The sequence below is a fragment of the Monoglobus pectinilyticus genome, assembly GCF_002874775.1.
In the GTDB taxonomy this organism is placed as follows: domain Bacteria; phylum Bacillota; class Clostridia; order Monoglobales; family Monoglobaceae; genus Monoglobus; species Monoglobus pectinilyticus.
Genome location: NZ_CP020991.1, coordinates 765,873 through 782,431 on the forward strand (window position 1 = coordinate 765,873; position 16,559 = coordinate 782,431).

The window sequence follows — 16,559 nt, forward strand, 5'->3', positions numbered from 1 at the left end:
ATTTTATAACAAAGTATTCTATATATATTCACGCTTCGCGTGAGATGGCAGCTCACCTAACGCGGTGTGCAAGCACACCCTTCCGATGTTCACTCCAAAACACCGCATTTGGGATAATAGTTCTAAAATAATAGATTTTATAAAATGTGGTTTTGCAAGCTTCGGTAGGGCTGTGACCACACTTTTCTTAAAAAGTGTGTGTTATACATATGATTTTATTTTGCTATAGCCTACAGTGTCATTATTATGAATACTCAATGAAGATGAAATCTGCCGCGTTAGGCGCGCAGTCCCGGCAATTTTTATTATATAACAAAGTATTCTATATATATTCACGCTTCGCGTGAGATGGCAGCTCACCTAACGTGGTGTGCTTGCACACCCTACCGATGTTCACTCAGAAACATTGGTTTATATAGACACGCCGATTTGTATCATACCCACCCAAAGGGTGGGGGTCACACCCTTCCGATGTTCACTTAAAAACACCGCATTTGGGATAATAGTTTTAAAATAAATAATTTAATCGCTGACAAAATCAATATTGGTATTACCATTGTTATTTGACACACTTAAAATCTTTTCACCGCCCTTTTTGTCCGGCGGCAGATTGCTTTCCCCTTTTTTTATATTGCTCTCAACAGAATATTCATCATAACTTCCTTTAACCGAACCGTTTATATCTCCGTTTTTTGATTTTATTATTATACTATTTCCCGCATTAAGCTTATCAAATGTTGTATTTCCTCCGTTTGCAGAAATGGATATAGAATCCGTTACATTTAAACTCGGCAGCGTTATATTACCGTTTGACGTTGACAATGACAACGTTTTTAAAAACTCGCCGGGCAGCTGCACATATATTTTCCTATTACCGGCCGTCGTTTTTCCTCCAATATAATCCGGCCACTCTTTACTGTCTTCTGCATTCATATGAAGAACCTTATCATTGGAAACAAAAATACTATAATACTCCTTATCACTTTCAAAATAGTCAATATGTACTTGATTATCATTTGAAAACGTTATTTTTATTTCTCTATCCCGAACGTCAATATTTAATCCTGCTATCTCTTCTCCATTTAAAGTATAGTATTTTTTCTCAAAATTATCCTCGCCGCTCTCAGAACATCCCATTAAAAGAATTGCTCCAAATGTTAAACACATTATAATTACTATAACTTTTTTCATATAATTCACTTCTTTCATTAAACTTGTATTTTTAAACAACAATTTCTTTTATTCCAATAACGTTATAAAAAAATAATTGCAGACTTCATTGCTTTTTTACCCCCTCGTTCTTATCAAAATAATTTTTGATTTTTATGATTTTATTTGCTATAATAAATTATAAACCTTTGTGTTACACATAAGTCAAGAGAAAGTGTGAAAAAAATGAAAAAATATTTTTTAATCGGAGAAGCCGCCAAAATGGTTAATATGACAAGCGAGACTCTCCGCCATTACGACCGGATTGATTTAGTGAAACCGAGCAAATATGATGAGCAGACAAAATACCGCTATTATACACAGCAGGATATTATACGTCTGAACGCAGTTCGAGCATTGCAGATGATGGATTTGCCTTTACAGAAAATTAAAACTGTTCTGGAATATAACGACCTTGAAAAAATTATTAAATTTCTGACAGAAGCAGAAAAGAATGCCGATGAAAAAATAGAGACGCTCCAATACAGCAAATCAAAAATTCAATTAGCTAAAGCGGACTACGAAAGAAAACTGAAAGGACGGCAAAATATTCAAAATAATTTTGTATATAATTTTCCCGAACGTGTAATTATGCTTTCAGACACTATGGAGACGCCAACACTTGATAATCTTTGGAACTATCTCAGCCATTTTTATGATAAATTTGAGCCGTCGCTAAAAGAACAGTTTGCGTTTGAAGATTTGGCTGGTATCTATACGGAGAACGGAATATCAAGATTATTCGCTGTATGTATACGCCATGCGGATATAGAAGGATTAAAAATTCTGCCCGGAGGTAAATATTTGTGTTCTTATTGTACTGAAGAAAACAGAAAAATCATTTTAGACAAACTTATACAAACAGCCAACGAAAAGTACAACATAAAGCCTAAGTTTACAATACAGCAAATAGTGGTGTCCGGTATTTTACAATGGAATTATCAGGCTCAAATATATTTGGGTTAAGAAATCAAACTATATAAAATAATACTTTGACAAGAATAATCATAAATCTCTAGGCGCTAAATTTATTTCACATAATTTAATCAAAAAGGCAAGCACATTCTTCTTTTGAGCGTGCTTGCCTTTTCAATATATTCATTTTTGACATCCGGTTATAAATCGGTTAGTTTTCATCAGTATTTAAATAACGCTGTTTATCAAAATGATAACAATTAAAAACATATTGTAATTCTTAATATATAAACTACTCTTAATTTTTAATAATCAAACTGCTTTTAATTCTTTAAGATTTCATCAGCTCTGTTTTTTACTGTTCAACTATTTTTAAATATCAATTAAACAAACTGCTCAAAAACTTCATCTATGTATTCAGGTTCCAACTGAATCTCATTGCATATTCTTACAATCTTTTTTACTACCTCCTCATCCGGAGATATATCCGGCAGAATACTAATACTTTGCTTAACATAATTATTTATTTTTATCGCATAAGAATAATAGCTTCCTATATCCTCATGATAGTATCTTTCTTTTAAATATGAATATCTATAGTTTTCTCTCATTTTTTCTCTTGCCTCGCATTTTTATCATCTGTAATTTCATAACCGGACTCAATTAAATTATGAATAAACACCCCTATATCCATATCACATGCAATAGTTATATTTATAAAAGTTTCAAGCATAGGTATTCTTTTGGAGTTTTCTAAGTCTATATATTGTCTGACGGATATACAGCATTTTTCAGCCATTTGTTCCTGGCTCAGATTCAGCTCCATACGCTTTGAATATAACATTTTTCCTATATTTACTTTTATCAAATTCAATGCATTCTCCTCCAATCGACAATATATTCAATATTTTATCAATATAATGATTATACGTACATGTGAACTGTTTCAGATAATTTCTAAATTACAGAAATTTTTAAACAATAAACGCAGATTAACATGTTCAACAAACTTATTAATTATACTTTTTAAATGATAATCAATATTTTAACACTTTTGGAGAGCAAATAAATAAATTTGCACTAATTTTTATACCTTTTTTATATATTTTACATCAGCAAATATTTATATTATTCTAATATAAACTTTATTATAAAATTCATATTTGAAAGACGCATTCTGACGTTAAAATAAAACACAGTATCCGGCTCCGTATAAGATTTTGCACACTTTAAAAACAGCAGTTATTCAAACCAATTTTTTGAACCAAATATCCCGTTTTGTTTTTGATGAAATTTTTAAAAACCGTTTATGTCAATTAGTGACTTAAATGTGATGTATCATGACCCAACCTTCAGGTTGGGTGTGATACAAAGTGACTTGTTTTGCCTAATCTACAAAGTCAATTGCGGCTACACTTTTGTTTAAAAGTGTATGTTATATAAACAATGTTGTATTATGCAAACTATGATGCCAATAATTAACTTAGTTGTAATATAATAAAATACTTAGTTGTGGTTTAATGTGACCCCACCTATAAGGTATCACACTTGCCGAAGCTTGTTAAACACAATTTTAAAACTATTATCCCAAATGCGGTGTTTTGGAGTGAACATCGGTAGATGTAATTCCACCTGTAAAGGTAGGGTCACAGACATTGTAGGCTGTAAAGAAATGAGTATGTATGTATAACACACACTTTTTAAGAAAAGTGTGATCACAGCCCTCCGATGCTTGCAAAACCACATTTAATTAATTTTAATATTTTTTGTTATGATATATGACCTTAACATGTCTGTCCAATTTATTGCAGTCTTTATAAGTTGAATATATGACATTTTATATAAATCAACATCTGTGAAATTTATTAATATAAAATTTAATTATCACCTTTTAAACAGTTATTTATAAATAAAAATCATTTGTTCCAGTTTAAAATTATATAAATATAAAACATCAATAATACCGGCTTTTAAATAAACTTTATAATAAAACAAAACCTCCCGTGATATTTTCTATCATAGGAGGTTATTTCTTTATTTAAATTTTAGCTTATTCTGTTATCATATTTATAAAAACTTTTTAAATTATTTTGTCTTCATAGCAATAGCAGCCTTAGCCTTTTCAGCAATAGTCTTCGCATCAAGTCCATACATTTCAAGAAGCGGATACGGCTTTCCTGAACGGCCGAATACATCCTGAGTTCCAACCCTTTGCATCGGAACCGGCGCGTTCTCAACCAACACCTCAGCCACAGCACTGCCTAATCCGCCGATTACGTTATGCTCCTCAGCTGTAACAATAGCCCCGGTCTCCGTAGCAGCCTTTATAATAATATCCTTATCTATAGGTTTAATAGTAGCCATATTGATAACCCTAGCGCTTATTCCTTCTCCGGCCAGTATTTCTTTAGCCTCAGAACATGCCGGAACCAAAAGTCCTGTTCCTATCAAGGTTACATCGGTTCCGCCGGATAACTCTACTCCTTTACCTATTTCAAATTTATAGCTGTCGTCAAATATTGTAGGCACAGCAAGTCTTCCAAATCTCAAATAAACAGGACCATCATAGTCAATAGCGGCTTTAACTGCTAAATTTGACTCAACCGCGTCAGCCGGATTTAAAATAACCATACCCGGAATAGTACGCATCAAGCCAATATCTTCAAGACATTGATGTGAAGCGCCGTCCTCTCCAACAGAAATTCCTGCATGTGTGGCGCCAATTTTAACGTTTAAGTGCGGATATCCAATAGAGTTTCTTATCTGCTCAAAAGCACGTCCGGCAGCAAACATAGCAAAAGAACTTGCAAATACTATTTTGCCGCAAGTAGAAATACCGGCAGCAGTAGCCATCATATTTCCTTCAGCAATTCCAGTATTAATAAACCTTTCAGGATAAGTCTTTTTAAACCCGTCAGTTTTTGTGGATTTTGATAAGTCAGCGTCCATAACAACTATTCTCGGGTCGGCGCCGTATTCAACCAAAGCGTCTCCATACGCTTGTCTCGTAGCTATTTTATCACCAATATTATATTTCATTATTTGTCACCTCCAAGATTCTCGATATAAGCGTCAAGCTCCGAAATAGCCTGAGCATACTGTTCGTCATTTGGAGCTGCGCCATGCCATGCGGCCTGACCTTCCATAAATGAAACTCCTTTGCCCTTAACAGATTTTGCCAATACAAGAGTTGGCATTCCTTTTGTCTGCTTAGCTTCTTCTACCGCCGCTTTGATTTGTTCAAAATCATGAGCGTCTATATGGATAACGTGCCAATTAAAAGCTTCAAACTTTTTATCAATAGGCAAAGAATTCATAACCTTAGTTATATCGCCGTCAATCTGCAAACCGTTATAATCTAAGAACGCCGTAAGGTTATCAAGCTTGTAATGAGCGGCAAACATAGCGGCTTCCCAAACTTCACCTTCTTCTATCTCGCCGTCGCCCATAGCCGCATAGACGCGATATGACTTGTTGTCCAGCTTTCCGGCAAGAGCCATACCGCAGGCACAGCTGATACCCTGACCCAAAGAACCGGTTGACATGTCCACGCCATTAACATTTTTCATATCAGGATGACCTTGGAGATAACTATTTATATTTCTAAATCCTTTTATGTCCTCTTTCGGGATAAAACCGGCCTCAGCAAGAATACCATACAAAGCCGGAGAACAATGACCTTTTGACAAGACAAATCTATCCCGCTCAGGATTTTTTGCGTCTTTGGGATTTACATTCATTTCCTTAAAATATAAATATGTAAGAATATCAGCAACCGAAAGCGAACCTCCCGGATGACCGGCGCCAGCGCTGTGTACGGCCTCTAAAGCCATTTTTCTGACGTGAGCCGCATGAATTTTCAAATCTTTAAGCTCTGTTGAATCCATTAATATTTCCCCCTTGCAAATTGTTTGTTTTTTCCTATAAATTAGTTTAACACAACTTCAATAAATTTTCAACTATTTTTTATGACAGTTTTGTTGGTTTTTCACTTTTTTGCAAATATAAAACACATTAAAATTTCTATCTGGAAAACACCATTTCTGATATTAAATCAACAGAGCGTTCGATACCAAGCAAACCGCTGTTCACAGTCAGATGATAATTATGGCAATCGTCCCACGCATAGCCTGCATATTTTTTATGATATGCGTTTCTGTTTCTATCTATCGTCTTAACGGCATGCTTTGCCTCAGAATCTTTAGAAAAACCGTATTCTTCCTTTGCTCGTTTGATACGAAAATCCTTGTCAGCATGGATAAACACTCTATAACATCCGGGTTCATCCTTCAAAAGATAATCCGCGCATCTTCCAACAATAACACATGAACCTTTTTTCGCAATATCCCTAATGATTTTACTCTGAGCTTCGAACATTTTCTCCTCATTTGAATAGTAATTTTGCACTGCGAGACCGGCAAACGCCATATTAGCTCTGGGCATAGGTATTCCCCAAATAAGAGGACTGGAGACATGTTCTTCAAATTTGTCTATATAACCGCTGGCAAAACCGCTCTCTTTTGCAACCATGTCTATAAGATTTCTATTATAATATGGTATATCCAGTCTTTTAGCTACCTCTTCACCAATCTGTCTGCCTCCGCTGCCATACTCTCTGCAAATTGTGATTATAATCTTACCGTTTTTATTACTATTCATTTTAAAGCCTCCTATGCATAATTATAAACAGATTTCATTTTTTTGAAATAATATATAGTCATTAGAACTCCTAAAACCTCTGCAACCGGTATTGACAGCCAAACACCGTCTATTCCTATCACAACAGGAAGAAGCAAAGCTGAAATTACAATAAACACCAGCGTCCTGAAAAATGAAAGAATCGCAGAAACAATTCCATTATTAAGAGCAGTAAACATTGCTGAAGCGAAACCGTTAAATCCCATAAGCAGGAAACAGATTGAAAAAATTCTGAAACCTCTCACAGCCATATCATAAACGTTTGTTCCGCTATGTGTAAATATATTCACAAGAGGCCCGGCAAATAACAAACTGGCCGAAAATGTTACAATTGAAGCAACTAAAATTGTTCTTAAGCTAATTTTATATATCTTCTTTAAACGCTCACTGTCCTGTTTTCCATAATTATAACTTATTATAGGCGATATACCAAAAGAATAACCCATATATGCGGAAGCGAGAAGACCCTGGGTATAAAGTATTATCGTTATGGACGCAACTCCGTCGGAACCGGCCAAACGCATCAATATATTATTGAGCAGAATTGTCACCACCGCATTAGACAGACTGGTAACCATCTCAGAAGCTCCGTTTGAACAGCTTTTTAAAATAACCTGAATATCAAACTTAGGTTTTATAATATATATTGAGCCGTTTCGCTTGAATAAAAAGTATATAAACCCTACGACCGACGGAACAGAATAACCAATACCTGTTGCAAGAGCCGCTCCTCTTATCCCCATTCCCAAAACTGCTATAAACAAATAGTCTAGAATGATATTAACTATACCGCCTATAACTGAAAAAATCAATCCAAAGTGAGCTTTTCCGGCTGTAATAAATGACATATGAAATATCATACCGAATATAGAAACTGGGGTAAGTACCAAAATAGGTATAGCATAATCTCTGCAATATTCAATTATAGAATCATCTGCGCCTAGAAAATGAAGCAAAGGATTCAAAAATATATAGCATATCACCGCAATCAATGAACTTATTATAAACGCTACAACTATCAACAATGAGAAATTTTCTTTAGCTTCTCTATTCTTTCCCTCTCCAAGTTTTTTAGCTATCAGCGCATTTCCGCCTGAACCAAACATTGTTCCGATAGCCATAATCATCAAAACTATCGGCATAACGATGTTTACTGAAGAAAGTGCGTTGGTTCCGACTAATCTGGAAACAAAAACACCATCAACAGAAGAATATATACTCATAAATATCATTGAAATTATAGTAGGCAATGAAAATTTAATAAGCATTTTAAAAGATATATTTTTATCTAGCGCCTGATTTTGTTCCATATTTTCTCCTTTGATTAATTTATCTCGGGACAACCTCCCGGAAAAGACAGTATAACAGAATAATGCGGCTTTGTCCAGCAAAAAATTGGATAATACGGAACCAAGCGAAAGAGCCGAAACAATATGTTTCGGCTCTTTCGCAATGAATGGATTATATGAAAAACTTTAATTGCATTAAAGCAATTAACAATATCAAGCTCCGTACTCCGTCGGAGCAAGCGCCAGGGTAACTGTCAGATTACCGTTTCTGCATCTAACAGCATCAATAAAGTCTTTCTCATTAACGTCTTTCTTCATTTTAATACTATACATAACTTCATACAGCGAACCTAAATCAGTTGTCCTGACTCTGCTCATAACACTGGCGGTCGTATATTCTTTGAACAAATCATCAAGCAAACCCTGATAATCTAAATCCTCAGGAATAGTTACCTTTAATATTTTCTGAGCCTCAAAACTACTTGCAAAGTTAAATTTATTCAGCAGAATCATAAGTACACATAGTAAAACCACTCCAAGTGCACCATATAAATAGAATCCTATTCCAGCCGCAAGCCCTGCCGCCGCGCATAAAAGTATATACGCAATATCTTTTGGGTCTCCCGGTACGCTTCTATATCTTATGAGCGACACAGTTCCGGCTAAACTAAACACTCTTACCAAATTGTTTCCCACAAGCAAAATTACTAATCCCATAACTGCCGGTATAAGAACCAGCGACATTACAAAGTTTCTGTTTGGAACTACCTCGTTTGTAGTAATCATATATGTAACTGATATAATAAGACCAAATATAATGGCGGAAAACAAGGTAGCACAAGCTGAAATAAATGTTATTGATGTTCCGTCAATAACTGTTTGATTAAAAAGATTTGTTAAAGCTTCCATAGATTATTTCCTTTCAAAAATTTATATCAGGCATTTGCAGTTTTGTAACCCTTAGAAAAATTTTGTTCAAAATCTGCAGTTATAATATTTCCCGATTCCCTGACGGCACTGTATTTTTCTTTTGCTTCAACGTAGCTTCCTGCTTTTGCGGTAATACGCTTAAGCATAGGAGTATAAGCGCCGACTGACTTTTTAAAATCATATCCATATTTTGAAAAACTGCAAGGTATTATATTATAATTTGACAATATATCAGTAAGCCAAACAGGCATAGTTTTGCTTGTCTTAACTTCCATCAGCCATAAATCAGCGCTGTCAAGCAGAGGTTCTCCATAATCGCCTAACTCCAGCTCAAGGTCATAGCGCCTGGTTCTTAAATTTGTATCAAGAGATATCCTTAAATCAGGATTATCTTTTTCAAAATAGGCAACCCTGTCATATGCTACATATGCGGCAGGAACCAGTTTGTAACATTTCAAAAAATATTCTATCTCTTTAAGAACTTGTAAATTCATATATTCCTTATAATCAGGAACTTTTCCGGTTTTTATAAAATCATATGCTTCATTAAGATATAATGTAGTTCGTCTTTTATTAACAAGACCGTTAAATTTTTTCTTTATCTCTAAATAAACCTTGCCGTTTTCCTCGGGAACTCCATAACCTCTCAGCCTCAGTTTCTCTTTATAAACTGGCTTGCTTAGAGACCTTCTTACAAGCAAGTCATCACTTGTATCATAATATATATTGCTGATAGTGTATCCCTTTCCAACCTCGCTGTATGGATCTAACTCCATATATTTTTTGAGTTCTTCAGAGACTCTGAAATATGTTTTTGAATTCATAAAAAACTTTTTTTCAAATCTGTTAAAGACTTCAATTGCCATATATCCACCTCCAATCACATCAACCTGTTTAAATTTGATGTGATTATAATAATCTTATTACCTTAAATCAACCTTAAAAAATCAATTATTTTTTAAAACTTTTTCAAAATTGAAATATTAAAAACTTCTTTCAATAATATATAATATTTTAAGATTAATTTAAGACTGTTCTGCTATTATTCTTTTATTGATAACAGACGTACGTTATGTTATTATAAAAATATAATTGTGAATTTATTTATTAAATTCCAAAACGAAGGGACTAAAATATCATGAGAATACTTGTTGTAGAAGACGAAATACATTTAGCCGAAGCCCTTGTTCAGCTTTTAAAAAAGCAGAACTATACTGTTGATAGTGTGTATGACGGTGAAGACGGACTTGACTATGCAATGAGCAATATATATGATGTTGTCGTTTTAGATTTAATGCTGCCCAAAATGGATGGACTGAGTATAATAAAGAATATGAGGAAGACCGGAAATGATACACCGGTGATTATGCTGACCGCAAAAGGTGAAGTTATGGACAAAGTTAAAGGGCTGGACAGCGGCGCCGACGACTATCTTGCAAAACCCTTTAACACCGATGAATTACTGGCTAGAATACGAGCCTTGGGAAGAAGAAAGGGCGAAGTTACAACTCCCACAGGGTTGACTTTTGGTGATATTGAGCTTGACACATCAGCTTTAACTTTAAGCTGCGCTTCCAAAGAAATAAACTTAACCCTTAAAGAGTCAGAATTATTAGAATATTTAATAACAAACAAATCAACCGTCCTTTCAAAAGATATGATAATTGAAAAACTTTGGGGATTTGACTCTGAGGCTGAAGCCAATCACGTAGAAGTTTATATATCATTTCTTAGAAAAAAGTTAAAATATTTAGGGTCAAAAACTTCAATAGTTACAGTTAGAGGCGTTGGGTACTCATTGAAAGAGGAATAATATTATGTTTAAAAAACTTAGAAATAAATTTTTAACGCTTAATATGATTATGATTTCCATATTACTTGTCAGCGCGTTCTGCGTTGTTTTTATGATGACTTACAACAACATCAACACTGCCGTAAACATACAATTGGACAGAGGTATTTCTAATATTCAGCCCAAAGGCCAAAGATTTTTTAATCCATTTCAATCAGACCCAAACATGAACAGAAAAGAAATTTTTCCTCATATTCCCAATAACGAAGGTCCTGCGCCTGATGAGCCGAGCTCGCTTAAACTGGACTTAGACGGCAATATAATGCAGACGCGGTCGCCGTATGAATATGATGAGGAATTCTATACAACAATAAAAGATGACGCAATCAAAAGAATTAAAAGTAATAGTTCTAATAACAACACAAAAACTTCTCATATAATAAAATATGATGATTCCTATTGGAAATACCTAATCATATCATCATATGAAACAGATACAAGCGGAAATGAAATAGCTGTTTATTATCTTAGCATCTCAAATATTAATACTCAAATCGGAATGCTGCAAAAACTTATTATTACTTTATCGATTGTCCTTTTGGCTGCTTTAATTTTAGTATTCTTAATATGCTTATTTTTTGCAAACAGGTCAATAAAACCAATAGAAGACGCCTGGAACAAACAAAATCAATTTATTGCCGACGCGTCACATGAGCTAAAAACTCCACTGACCACAATTAATACTAATATTGATCTTCTCATGACGCATGGGGACAGCACTATTAATGAAGAAAAAAAGTGGCTGAATTATATTAAAGACGAATCCACTAGAATGGCAAAGCTGACCAATGACCTGCTTTATTTGGCAAAAGTTGACCACAGTTCTGAAAATAATATAATAAAATCCACTTTTTCATTTTCATCTGCTGCTGAAAATGTCATCCTTACAACCGAAGCTGTTATATATGAGAAAAGTTTAAATTTAGTTGAAGATTTGGATGATGAAATATATATTTCAGGCGATGAAAGTCAAATAAAACAACTGGTGCTGATTCTTTTGGATAACGCGATTAAATATACTAATCAAGGCGGAACAATAGAAGTGACGTTAAAAAAACTTGATAATAAAACAGCCAGATTTATAATTAAAAACACCGGGAATGGAATTCCGCCGGAAGATATATCAAAGATTTTTGACAGGTTTTATCGTTCGGACAAATCTAGAGACAGAAAAAGCGGAGGCTACGGCCTGGGGCTATCTATTGCAAAGTCTATTGTTGTTTCACATAAGGGAACTATAAAACTAAAAAGCGAACCAAATAAATTTACTGAATTTATTGTGGAGCTTCCAATCAGTCAACAGACATAAGTAATTTATATTGTGTACCCCAAGCTGATAGCAATTGATATAATATGAAAACAGTTTTAACCAAAAGCAGCAATACAACCGCCCAATTTCCGGCGGTTGCCTTGCATTGTTCAACTTTAATCAATTTTCTGCGTCTGAATAAGGCGATCAAGCACTTGAAAATTATGCAGCAAGTTCTCCGGTTTCATGCCATCAAATCCCCCAAAAACTAATTCATTTGTAAGGCTGCTTAATACTACATATCCGTCTTTAGTTGGAACACCTATGCTTAGTGTTGAACGGTCATAATCTAGTTTAATGCTAAATTTACTATAAAGATATATCTGCCACTCAAACTCAGGATAAGGTGAGTTGCTGCCTTTTATTTCACCAAATTCAATATTTTCTCCCCAGACTTGTAAAGCTGTTTTCTTTATTAAATCAATATTTTCTACTGCTTCCCAGTCTGTTAAGTAATTATTTAACATACCAAAAACCTCCTTCAAAGAATAAATTTGAGTCTGTAAGATTTAACGTTGACTCAAGAAATTCCCATTCATCTCTTAAAAATCCACCGCCAAGAGCACATGAATCATGTAAAATCTTATTAATGGATTTTTGGATGGATTTTGCTTTGGTAAGAAAACTATTGTTACAGTCATACAAAAACAGTTTTAGTAAAGCAAATTACAACACTCAAAAAATCTGAGTGCTGCGATTCTTTAGGCATTACCCTAAATAAAATGGCAGTCGTTCTTGCACATCACAAGCGTCTATGGAAAGCAATGTTACTAAATTCCATATGTCCTTGATACTTTTACCATAAAAAATATTGGCATTTACAAGTTGCTCAAATGAATCAAAATCATAAGCTTGTGAACCGTCTTCCACTAATCCAACCCAATATATAGATTTGTTAGTTTCCTCATCAATCATTTTTCCTAACCATGATGATTGATATTCAACACATCCATCAACACAAAACTCTATTTCAATGCAAGGGTCTTGTTTTTTAGCAACATCGTATGACATGATACACTCAAAATCTTTAAAACTAATTTTTTTCATATACATACTCTCTTTCTATATTATCTTGATCCATGTTCATGCGGCCATTCAGGGTGAGTTTTCGGATTGCCGTGGTTGGTCATATTTACATCTCATATTTGGTCACCGTTCTCTCCAAACCATCTGCGTGTTTTAATATTTCCAGCATCATCTAAAATATCTACACTTGAGTTTGGCTCACCTTTTAATCCTAGATTCTTTGTTGCGGTGTTATGATTCTTGTAAGGTGTAATATCCCATACACATTCTATTTATTTGACGTTACAGACTCCTCCACACAACCTCATACTGAGATATAATGAGCAAACAGTTTCACCCAAATGTACAACACAATACTTAATGTTGATAGTTAAGTTTTCTTTATATTTATAAATCAAACTACTGTCCACTTAAACATATCTTTAAAATCATTAAAACAATTTTCACAAATCCAATGATAATTGTCTATTGTACAGTACTCCATTTTTTTCATCACAAATTGTTTCATTGCAAAATTCACAATGCTCATGCTCCCATGATTCTGAATGTTTCTGGAAATATACATGTTTGAGTTGTTTTTCAAACAAATAGTTCATTTGATTAGTTAATCTCCAGTCATTTTGGTTTATCATTATTATAGTTCCTTTCATCTCTTTTACTTCATATGTTCCATCTTCAAAAATCCTATACCATGATCATTTGGCGCTTTTTATTTATAAAGTGGTTTTATTGGGAGTTTTACAGTAAAGAATGATATGAGCTGTTCTCAAGTGTCAATGAGCATCGCGTAATTGTATTTAAATAAAGTTTCTATTGAAAACAAATTCGTTGCTATTTTTATAGAAATATATCATCCTATATAGAACAATTATGTTTAGAATTTATCGTCCCTAAAAAGCTTCTCTACCTCACCCATTACTCTTTTACACACATGAATATTAGTTACACTATTATAATTTTGTTCAATGAATTTAAGTAAATAAAAAATATTCTCCATTTTTTGTTTATAATTAACTTGTTTATTTTTGTCCATTATTCGTGAAATCCATCCAACACTAAAGGACTCGTTTTCCTTTATAAACTTTACTGATATATCACTTGCTTCTTCATAACGTTCATAAAAAATGGAAAATTTGACTTTTCCATTAGAATATATTAAACAATAACTGTCTTCATCAATTATAATAAAACCTTTTTTAAATAGAAATTCAGTATTTTTTAATATAAGTTTTTTTTCATAATCATTAATTACCGGCATCATTATTTCCTCTATTATTATCTATTTTTATCATCTTATTTAGTTTATTATCAACCAAATTGTCAAGTATTTGATATCTTTGAATTAATGAGTATCAAATCAAATATTTATTTACTGATTATTAAATTTTGTAGTTCTAATCCTCTGTTCTTCTAATTCTGTTTCTTTAATAAGACCTTGGGCTACTTCTGACCCCAATTGAATATACTCGGATTTAGAATTACAAAATATTATCTCTTCTAAACGATTGACAGCGTTATGTAAAATATTATAATATTGTTTTGAACAAACATCAGGATAAGGTAATGTTTCAATTCTGCTTTGGAAATCTTGGATTGTAATCTTCCCTTGTGAAAACGCTTGACAAAGTTCAATAAGTTTTTTAAAAGAATTCATTTATTTCACCTCTATTTTAAGAATAACGTAACAGACAACCACTATATAAAATGAGGTTGTTTGTCTTGCGTCTTATTACTTATTCATAGCTTAATCTCACTTTAGCTTCTTCCAGTAAACCCAAAAACCAATCCACAGGAACTTCCAAGTTAGAGTCTTTCGCATACCATTGGAGAATTAACTAGCCATCAATTTTCCGAATGATTGCCACATCTTTTTCATTGTAGAGTATCTCTACGATTAAGTTGTAATCATCGTATGGATCGTTTCCAAAATCAGCACTCCAAACACCTTTTTCTTTCATTTCTATTCAATCCTTTAGTTTTTATTTTGTATACTTTTCCAAGAAACCTATAAATGTTTTACCATCAGCAGACCATCGTACTCCAGTTCCATCAGGTAACCGAACATCAAGTACATCTCCAAATACAGCCTCGTGATTATGTGTTTGTCATCCTAAAATAATTACACTATTTGTTCCTTCAATCCCGGAATGGATTTACTTTCAAAATATTATCATACTCTAATTCAGCCATTTCTGCATATTCCTTACCTATAGCATTTAAATACTGTAACTCTTTAGAAAACATTATACGCCGAAAATCTTGACCTAAAATCCGATTTTTTGCTTCATAAATAGCGGCCGCATCAGAAATTGCCCCCTTGATAGCCCAATAAGTTATTTTAGACAAACTTTTTGTGATGTCATCATTATATAGAATGTCTCTTTCTAAAACTCTATAATGATATCCATCTTCATCCGCAAAACAAAATTCACCTTGAATATCATTAAGTGTATTTTTGCGAAAAAAAGTGTTTAGAGGCATTGATATACCATCTTCATTCATCACTGGTACTGCTCTTGTATATAAAGATAAAACATGGTTTTCCAATGTTTTTGTATCAAATATTTCACTCATACTTTTATTTCCTCATAACTCTATTTTTTAATTATTTTGATATAACCATATCTACGTAATTCTCGAATTGACATAGGCAATTGATATTGTGTTCCACCACCCGGTTGATCAAACCATGGAGCACTTGTGCCCGAATTTACATCAAACGTTCCGTGAAACGGAGTGTTCAAACCGTCGAAGAACCCACAAATGTGTAAGGCAAAAAACAGTTTTTCGACAGTCATACACCCGTCCATAATGGACGAATGTATGAATTTGCTTTTCTAAATGCTCTTTACGATTTTTTCTGCAACTTCTTCACATTCACTTATTGGTTTTGTAAAAGTATTTAACCCAAAGCTATTCAAAAATACCTGATAAATAACATGAGCTAATTCTTTTGTACCCATTCCATTTTTATACTCGTTACAAATTTCTTGACTTTCGTCTAAATACTCATCTTTTGGGGCAAAAGGAAATAGACCTATCGGATCCCATTCATCAATTATAACATTTATTTCTTCTACCATTATATTTTCCTCCTATTCTCCAAATAATTGCTCGACAGTGTTTACCATATTTGCATCAAAGTCAGCTTTTGGATATGTAGTTACAAGTTCGCCGGCATTATTAAGCACAACAGCGCCTTCTCTGGTAATGTAAATATGATTTCCGCTGCTTTGTCTTAAAACCTTCCCGTTAGCAACCCAATCATCAGCCATATTTTACGTTTTTAATCTTTATTATAATATATTTTCACCGCTCGATTTTGTTGAGT

General features: G+C 33.6%; 21 protein-coding genes. 3 read left to right on the forward strand and 18 right to left on the reverse strand.

Annotation, left to right across the window (positions count from 1 at the left end):
* Positions 1 to 522: 522 nt before the first annotated feature.
* The gene (locus B9O19_RS03505; protein WP_158648905.1) at positions 523 to 1,191 is read right to left on the reverse strand and encodes a DUF4097 family beta strand repeat-containing protein; all 669 of its coding nucleotides are present in this window, start codon (positions 1,189 to 1,191) and stop codon (positions 523 to 525) included.
* Between the two features lie 204 nt (positions 1,192 to 1,395).
* Between B9O19_RS03505 and B9O19_RS03510 the strand changes: the two genes are divergently transcribed.
* Positions 1,396 to 2,175, forward strand: a complete 780-nt coding sequence (locus B9O19_RS03510) for a MerR family transcriptional regulator (protein ID WP_102365125.1) — start codon at positions 1,396 to 1,398, stop codon at positions 2,173 to 2,175.
* A 332-nt stretch (positions 2,176 to 2,507) separates the two neighbouring features.
* Here B9O19_RS03510 and B9O19_RS03515 read toward each other — a convergent pair whose 3' ends face one another.
* The 8 genes from B9O19_RS03515 to B9O19_RS03550 all read right to left on the reverse strand — a co-directional run bounded on the left by B9O19_RS03515 (position 2,508) and on the right by B9O19_RS03550 (position 9,907).
* Positions 2,508 to 2,735, reverse strand: a complete 228-nt coding sequence (locus tag B9O19_RS03515; RefSeq protein WP_102365126.1) for a DUF6514 family protein — start codon at positions 2,733 to 2,735, stop codon at positions 2,508 to 2,510.
* Positions 2,732 to 2,998 (reverse strand): helix-turn-helix domain-containing protein, encoded by a 267-nt coding sequence (locus tag B9O19_RS03520; protein WP_102365127.1) that lies wholly within the window; start codon positions 2,996 to 2,998, stop codon positions 2,732 to 2,734. Before B9O19_RS03520 ends, B9O19_RS03515 begins: the two co-directional genes overlap by 4 nt.
* A 1,211-nt stretch (positions 2,999 to 4,209) precedes the next feature.
* Positions 4,210 to 5,151 (reverse strand): transketolase family protein, encoded by a 942-nt coding sequence (locus tag B9O19_RS03525; RefSeq protein WP_102366594.1) that lies wholly within the window; start codon positions 5,149 to 5,151, stop codon positions 4,210 to 4,212.
* An 11-nt stretch (positions 5,152 to 5,162) separates the two neighbouring features.
* Positions 5,163 to 6,011: a transketolase gene (locus B9O19_RS03530; protein ID WP_102365128.1), complete on the reverse strand. Its 849-nt coding sequence runs from the start codon at positions 6,009 to 6,011 to the stop codon at positions 5,163 to 5,165.
* Positions 6,012 to 6,147: 136 nt separating this feature from the next.
* Entirely contained in the window at positions 6,148 to 6,783 is a 636-nt protein-coding gene (locus B9O19_RS03535) for a cytidylate kinase-like family protein (RefSeq protein WP_102365129.1), read from the reverse strand.
* Between the two features lie 11 nt (positions 6,784 to 6,794).
* Positions 6,795 to 8,132 carry an MATE family efflux transporter gene (locus tag B9O19_RS03540; RefSeq protein WP_102365130.1) on the reverse strand — a complete coding sequence of 446 codons (1,338 nt, stop codon included), beginning with the start codon at positions 8,130 to 8,132 and terminating at the stop codon, positions 6,795 to 6,797.
* A gap of 192 nt (positions 8,133 to 8,324) precedes the next feature.
* Entirely contained in the window at positions 8,325 to 9,020 is a 696-nt protein-coding gene (locus B9O19_RS03545) for a DUF4956 domain-containing protein (RefSeq protein WP_102365131.1), read from the reverse strand.
* A gap of 26 nt (positions 9,021 to 9,046) precedes the next feature.
* Entirely contained in the window at positions 9,047 to 9,907 is an 861-nt protein-coding gene (locus B9O19_RS03550) for a polyphosphate polymerase domain-containing protein (protein ID WP_102365132.1), read from the reverse strand.
* Between the two features lie 272 nt (positions 9,908 to 10,179).
* On the opposite strand from B9O19_RS03550, the gene B9O19_RS03555 reads away from it, so the two are divergent.
* Together B9O19_RS03555 and B9O19_RS03560 are read left to right on the forward strand one after the other, a co-directional pair.
* Positions 10,180 to 10,854 carry a response regulator transcription factor gene (locus B9O19_RS03555; protein ID WP_102365133.1) on the forward strand — a complete coding sequence of 225 codons (675 nt, stop codon included), beginning with the start codon at positions 10,180 to 10,182 and terminating at the stop codon, positions 10,852 to 10,854.
* A 4-nt stretch (positions 10,855 to 10,858) separates the two neighbouring features.
* Complete coding sequence (locus B9O19_RS03560) at positions 10,859 to 12,202, forward strand: sensor histidine kinase (protein WP_102365134.1); 1,344 nt, start codon at positions 10,859 to 10,861, stop codon at positions 12,200 to 12,202.
* A gap of 116 nt (positions 12,203 to 12,318) precedes the next feature.
* Here B9O19_RS03560 and B9O19_RS03565 read toward each other — a convergent pair whose 3' ends face one another.
* The 9 genes from B9O19_RS03565 to B9O19_RS03605 all read right to left on the reverse strand — a co-directional run bounded on the left by B9O19_RS03565 (position 12,319) and on the right by B9O19_RS03605 (position 16,503).
* Positions 12,319 to 12,669 (reverse strand): hypothetical protein, encoded by a 351-nt coding sequence (locus B9O19_RS03565; RefSeq protein ID WP_102365135.1) that lies wholly within the window; start codon positions 12,667 to 12,669, stop codon positions 12,319 to 12,321.
* Between the two features lie 241 nt (positions 12,670 to 12,910).
* The gene (locus tag B9O19_RS03570; protein ID WP_102365136.1) at positions 12,911 to 13,249 is read right to left on the reverse strand and encodes a hypothetical protein; all 339 of its coding nucleotides are present in this window, start codon (positions 13,247 to 13,249) and stop codon (positions 12,911 to 12,913) included.
* Between the two features lie 853 nt (positions 13,250 to 14,102).
* Complete coding sequence (locus B9O19_RS03580; RefSeq protein ID WP_154058606.1) at positions 14,103 to 14,489, reverse strand: hypothetical protein; 387 nt, start codon at positions 14,487 to 14,489, stop codon at positions 14,103 to 14,105.
* A gap of 108 nt (positions 14,490 to 14,597) precedes the next feature.
* A complete protein-coding gene (locus tag B9O19_RS03585) occupies positions 14,598 to 14,882 on the reverse strand; it encodes a hypothetical protein (protein WP_102365139.1) in 285 nt (94 codons plus the stop codon).
* Positions 14,883 to 15,063: 181 nt separating this feature from the next.
* Positions 15,064 to 15,186, reverse strand: a complete 123-nt coding sequence (locus B9O19_RS12100; protein WP_281254335.1) for a hypothetical protein — start codon at positions 15,184 to 15,186, stop codon at positions 15,064 to 15,066.
* 178 nt (positions 15,187 to 15,364) lie between these two features.
* The gene (locus B9O19_RS03590; RefSeq protein WP_102365140.1) at positions 15,365 to 15,802 is read right to left on the reverse strand and encodes an Imm63 family immunity protein; all 438 of its coding nucleotides are present in this window, start codon (positions 15,800 to 15,802) and stop codon (positions 15,365 to 15,367) included.
* Between the two features lie 20 nt (positions 15,803 to 15,822).
* Positions 15,823 to 16,038, reverse strand: a complete 216-nt coding sequence (locus B9O19_RS12220) for a TNT domain-containing protein (protein WP_102365141.1) — start codon at positions 16,036 to 16,038, stop codon at positions 15,823 to 15,825.
* Between the two features lie 27 nt (positions 16,039 to 16,065).
* Positions 16,066 to 16,311: a DUF1871 family protein gene (locus B9O19_RS03600; protein ID WP_102365142.1), complete on the reverse strand. Its 246-nt coding sequence runs from the start codon at positions 16,309 to 16,311 to the stop codon at positions 16,066 to 16,068.
* Between the two features lie 12 nt (positions 16,312 to 16,323).
* Positions 16,324 to 16,503, reverse strand: coding sequence for a hypothetical protein (locus tag B9O19_RS03605; protein WP_102365143.1), 180 nt, complete (start codon positions 16,501 to 16,503; stop codon positions 16,324 to 16,326).
* Between the last annotated feature and the right edge of the window lie 56 nt (positions 16,504 to 16,559).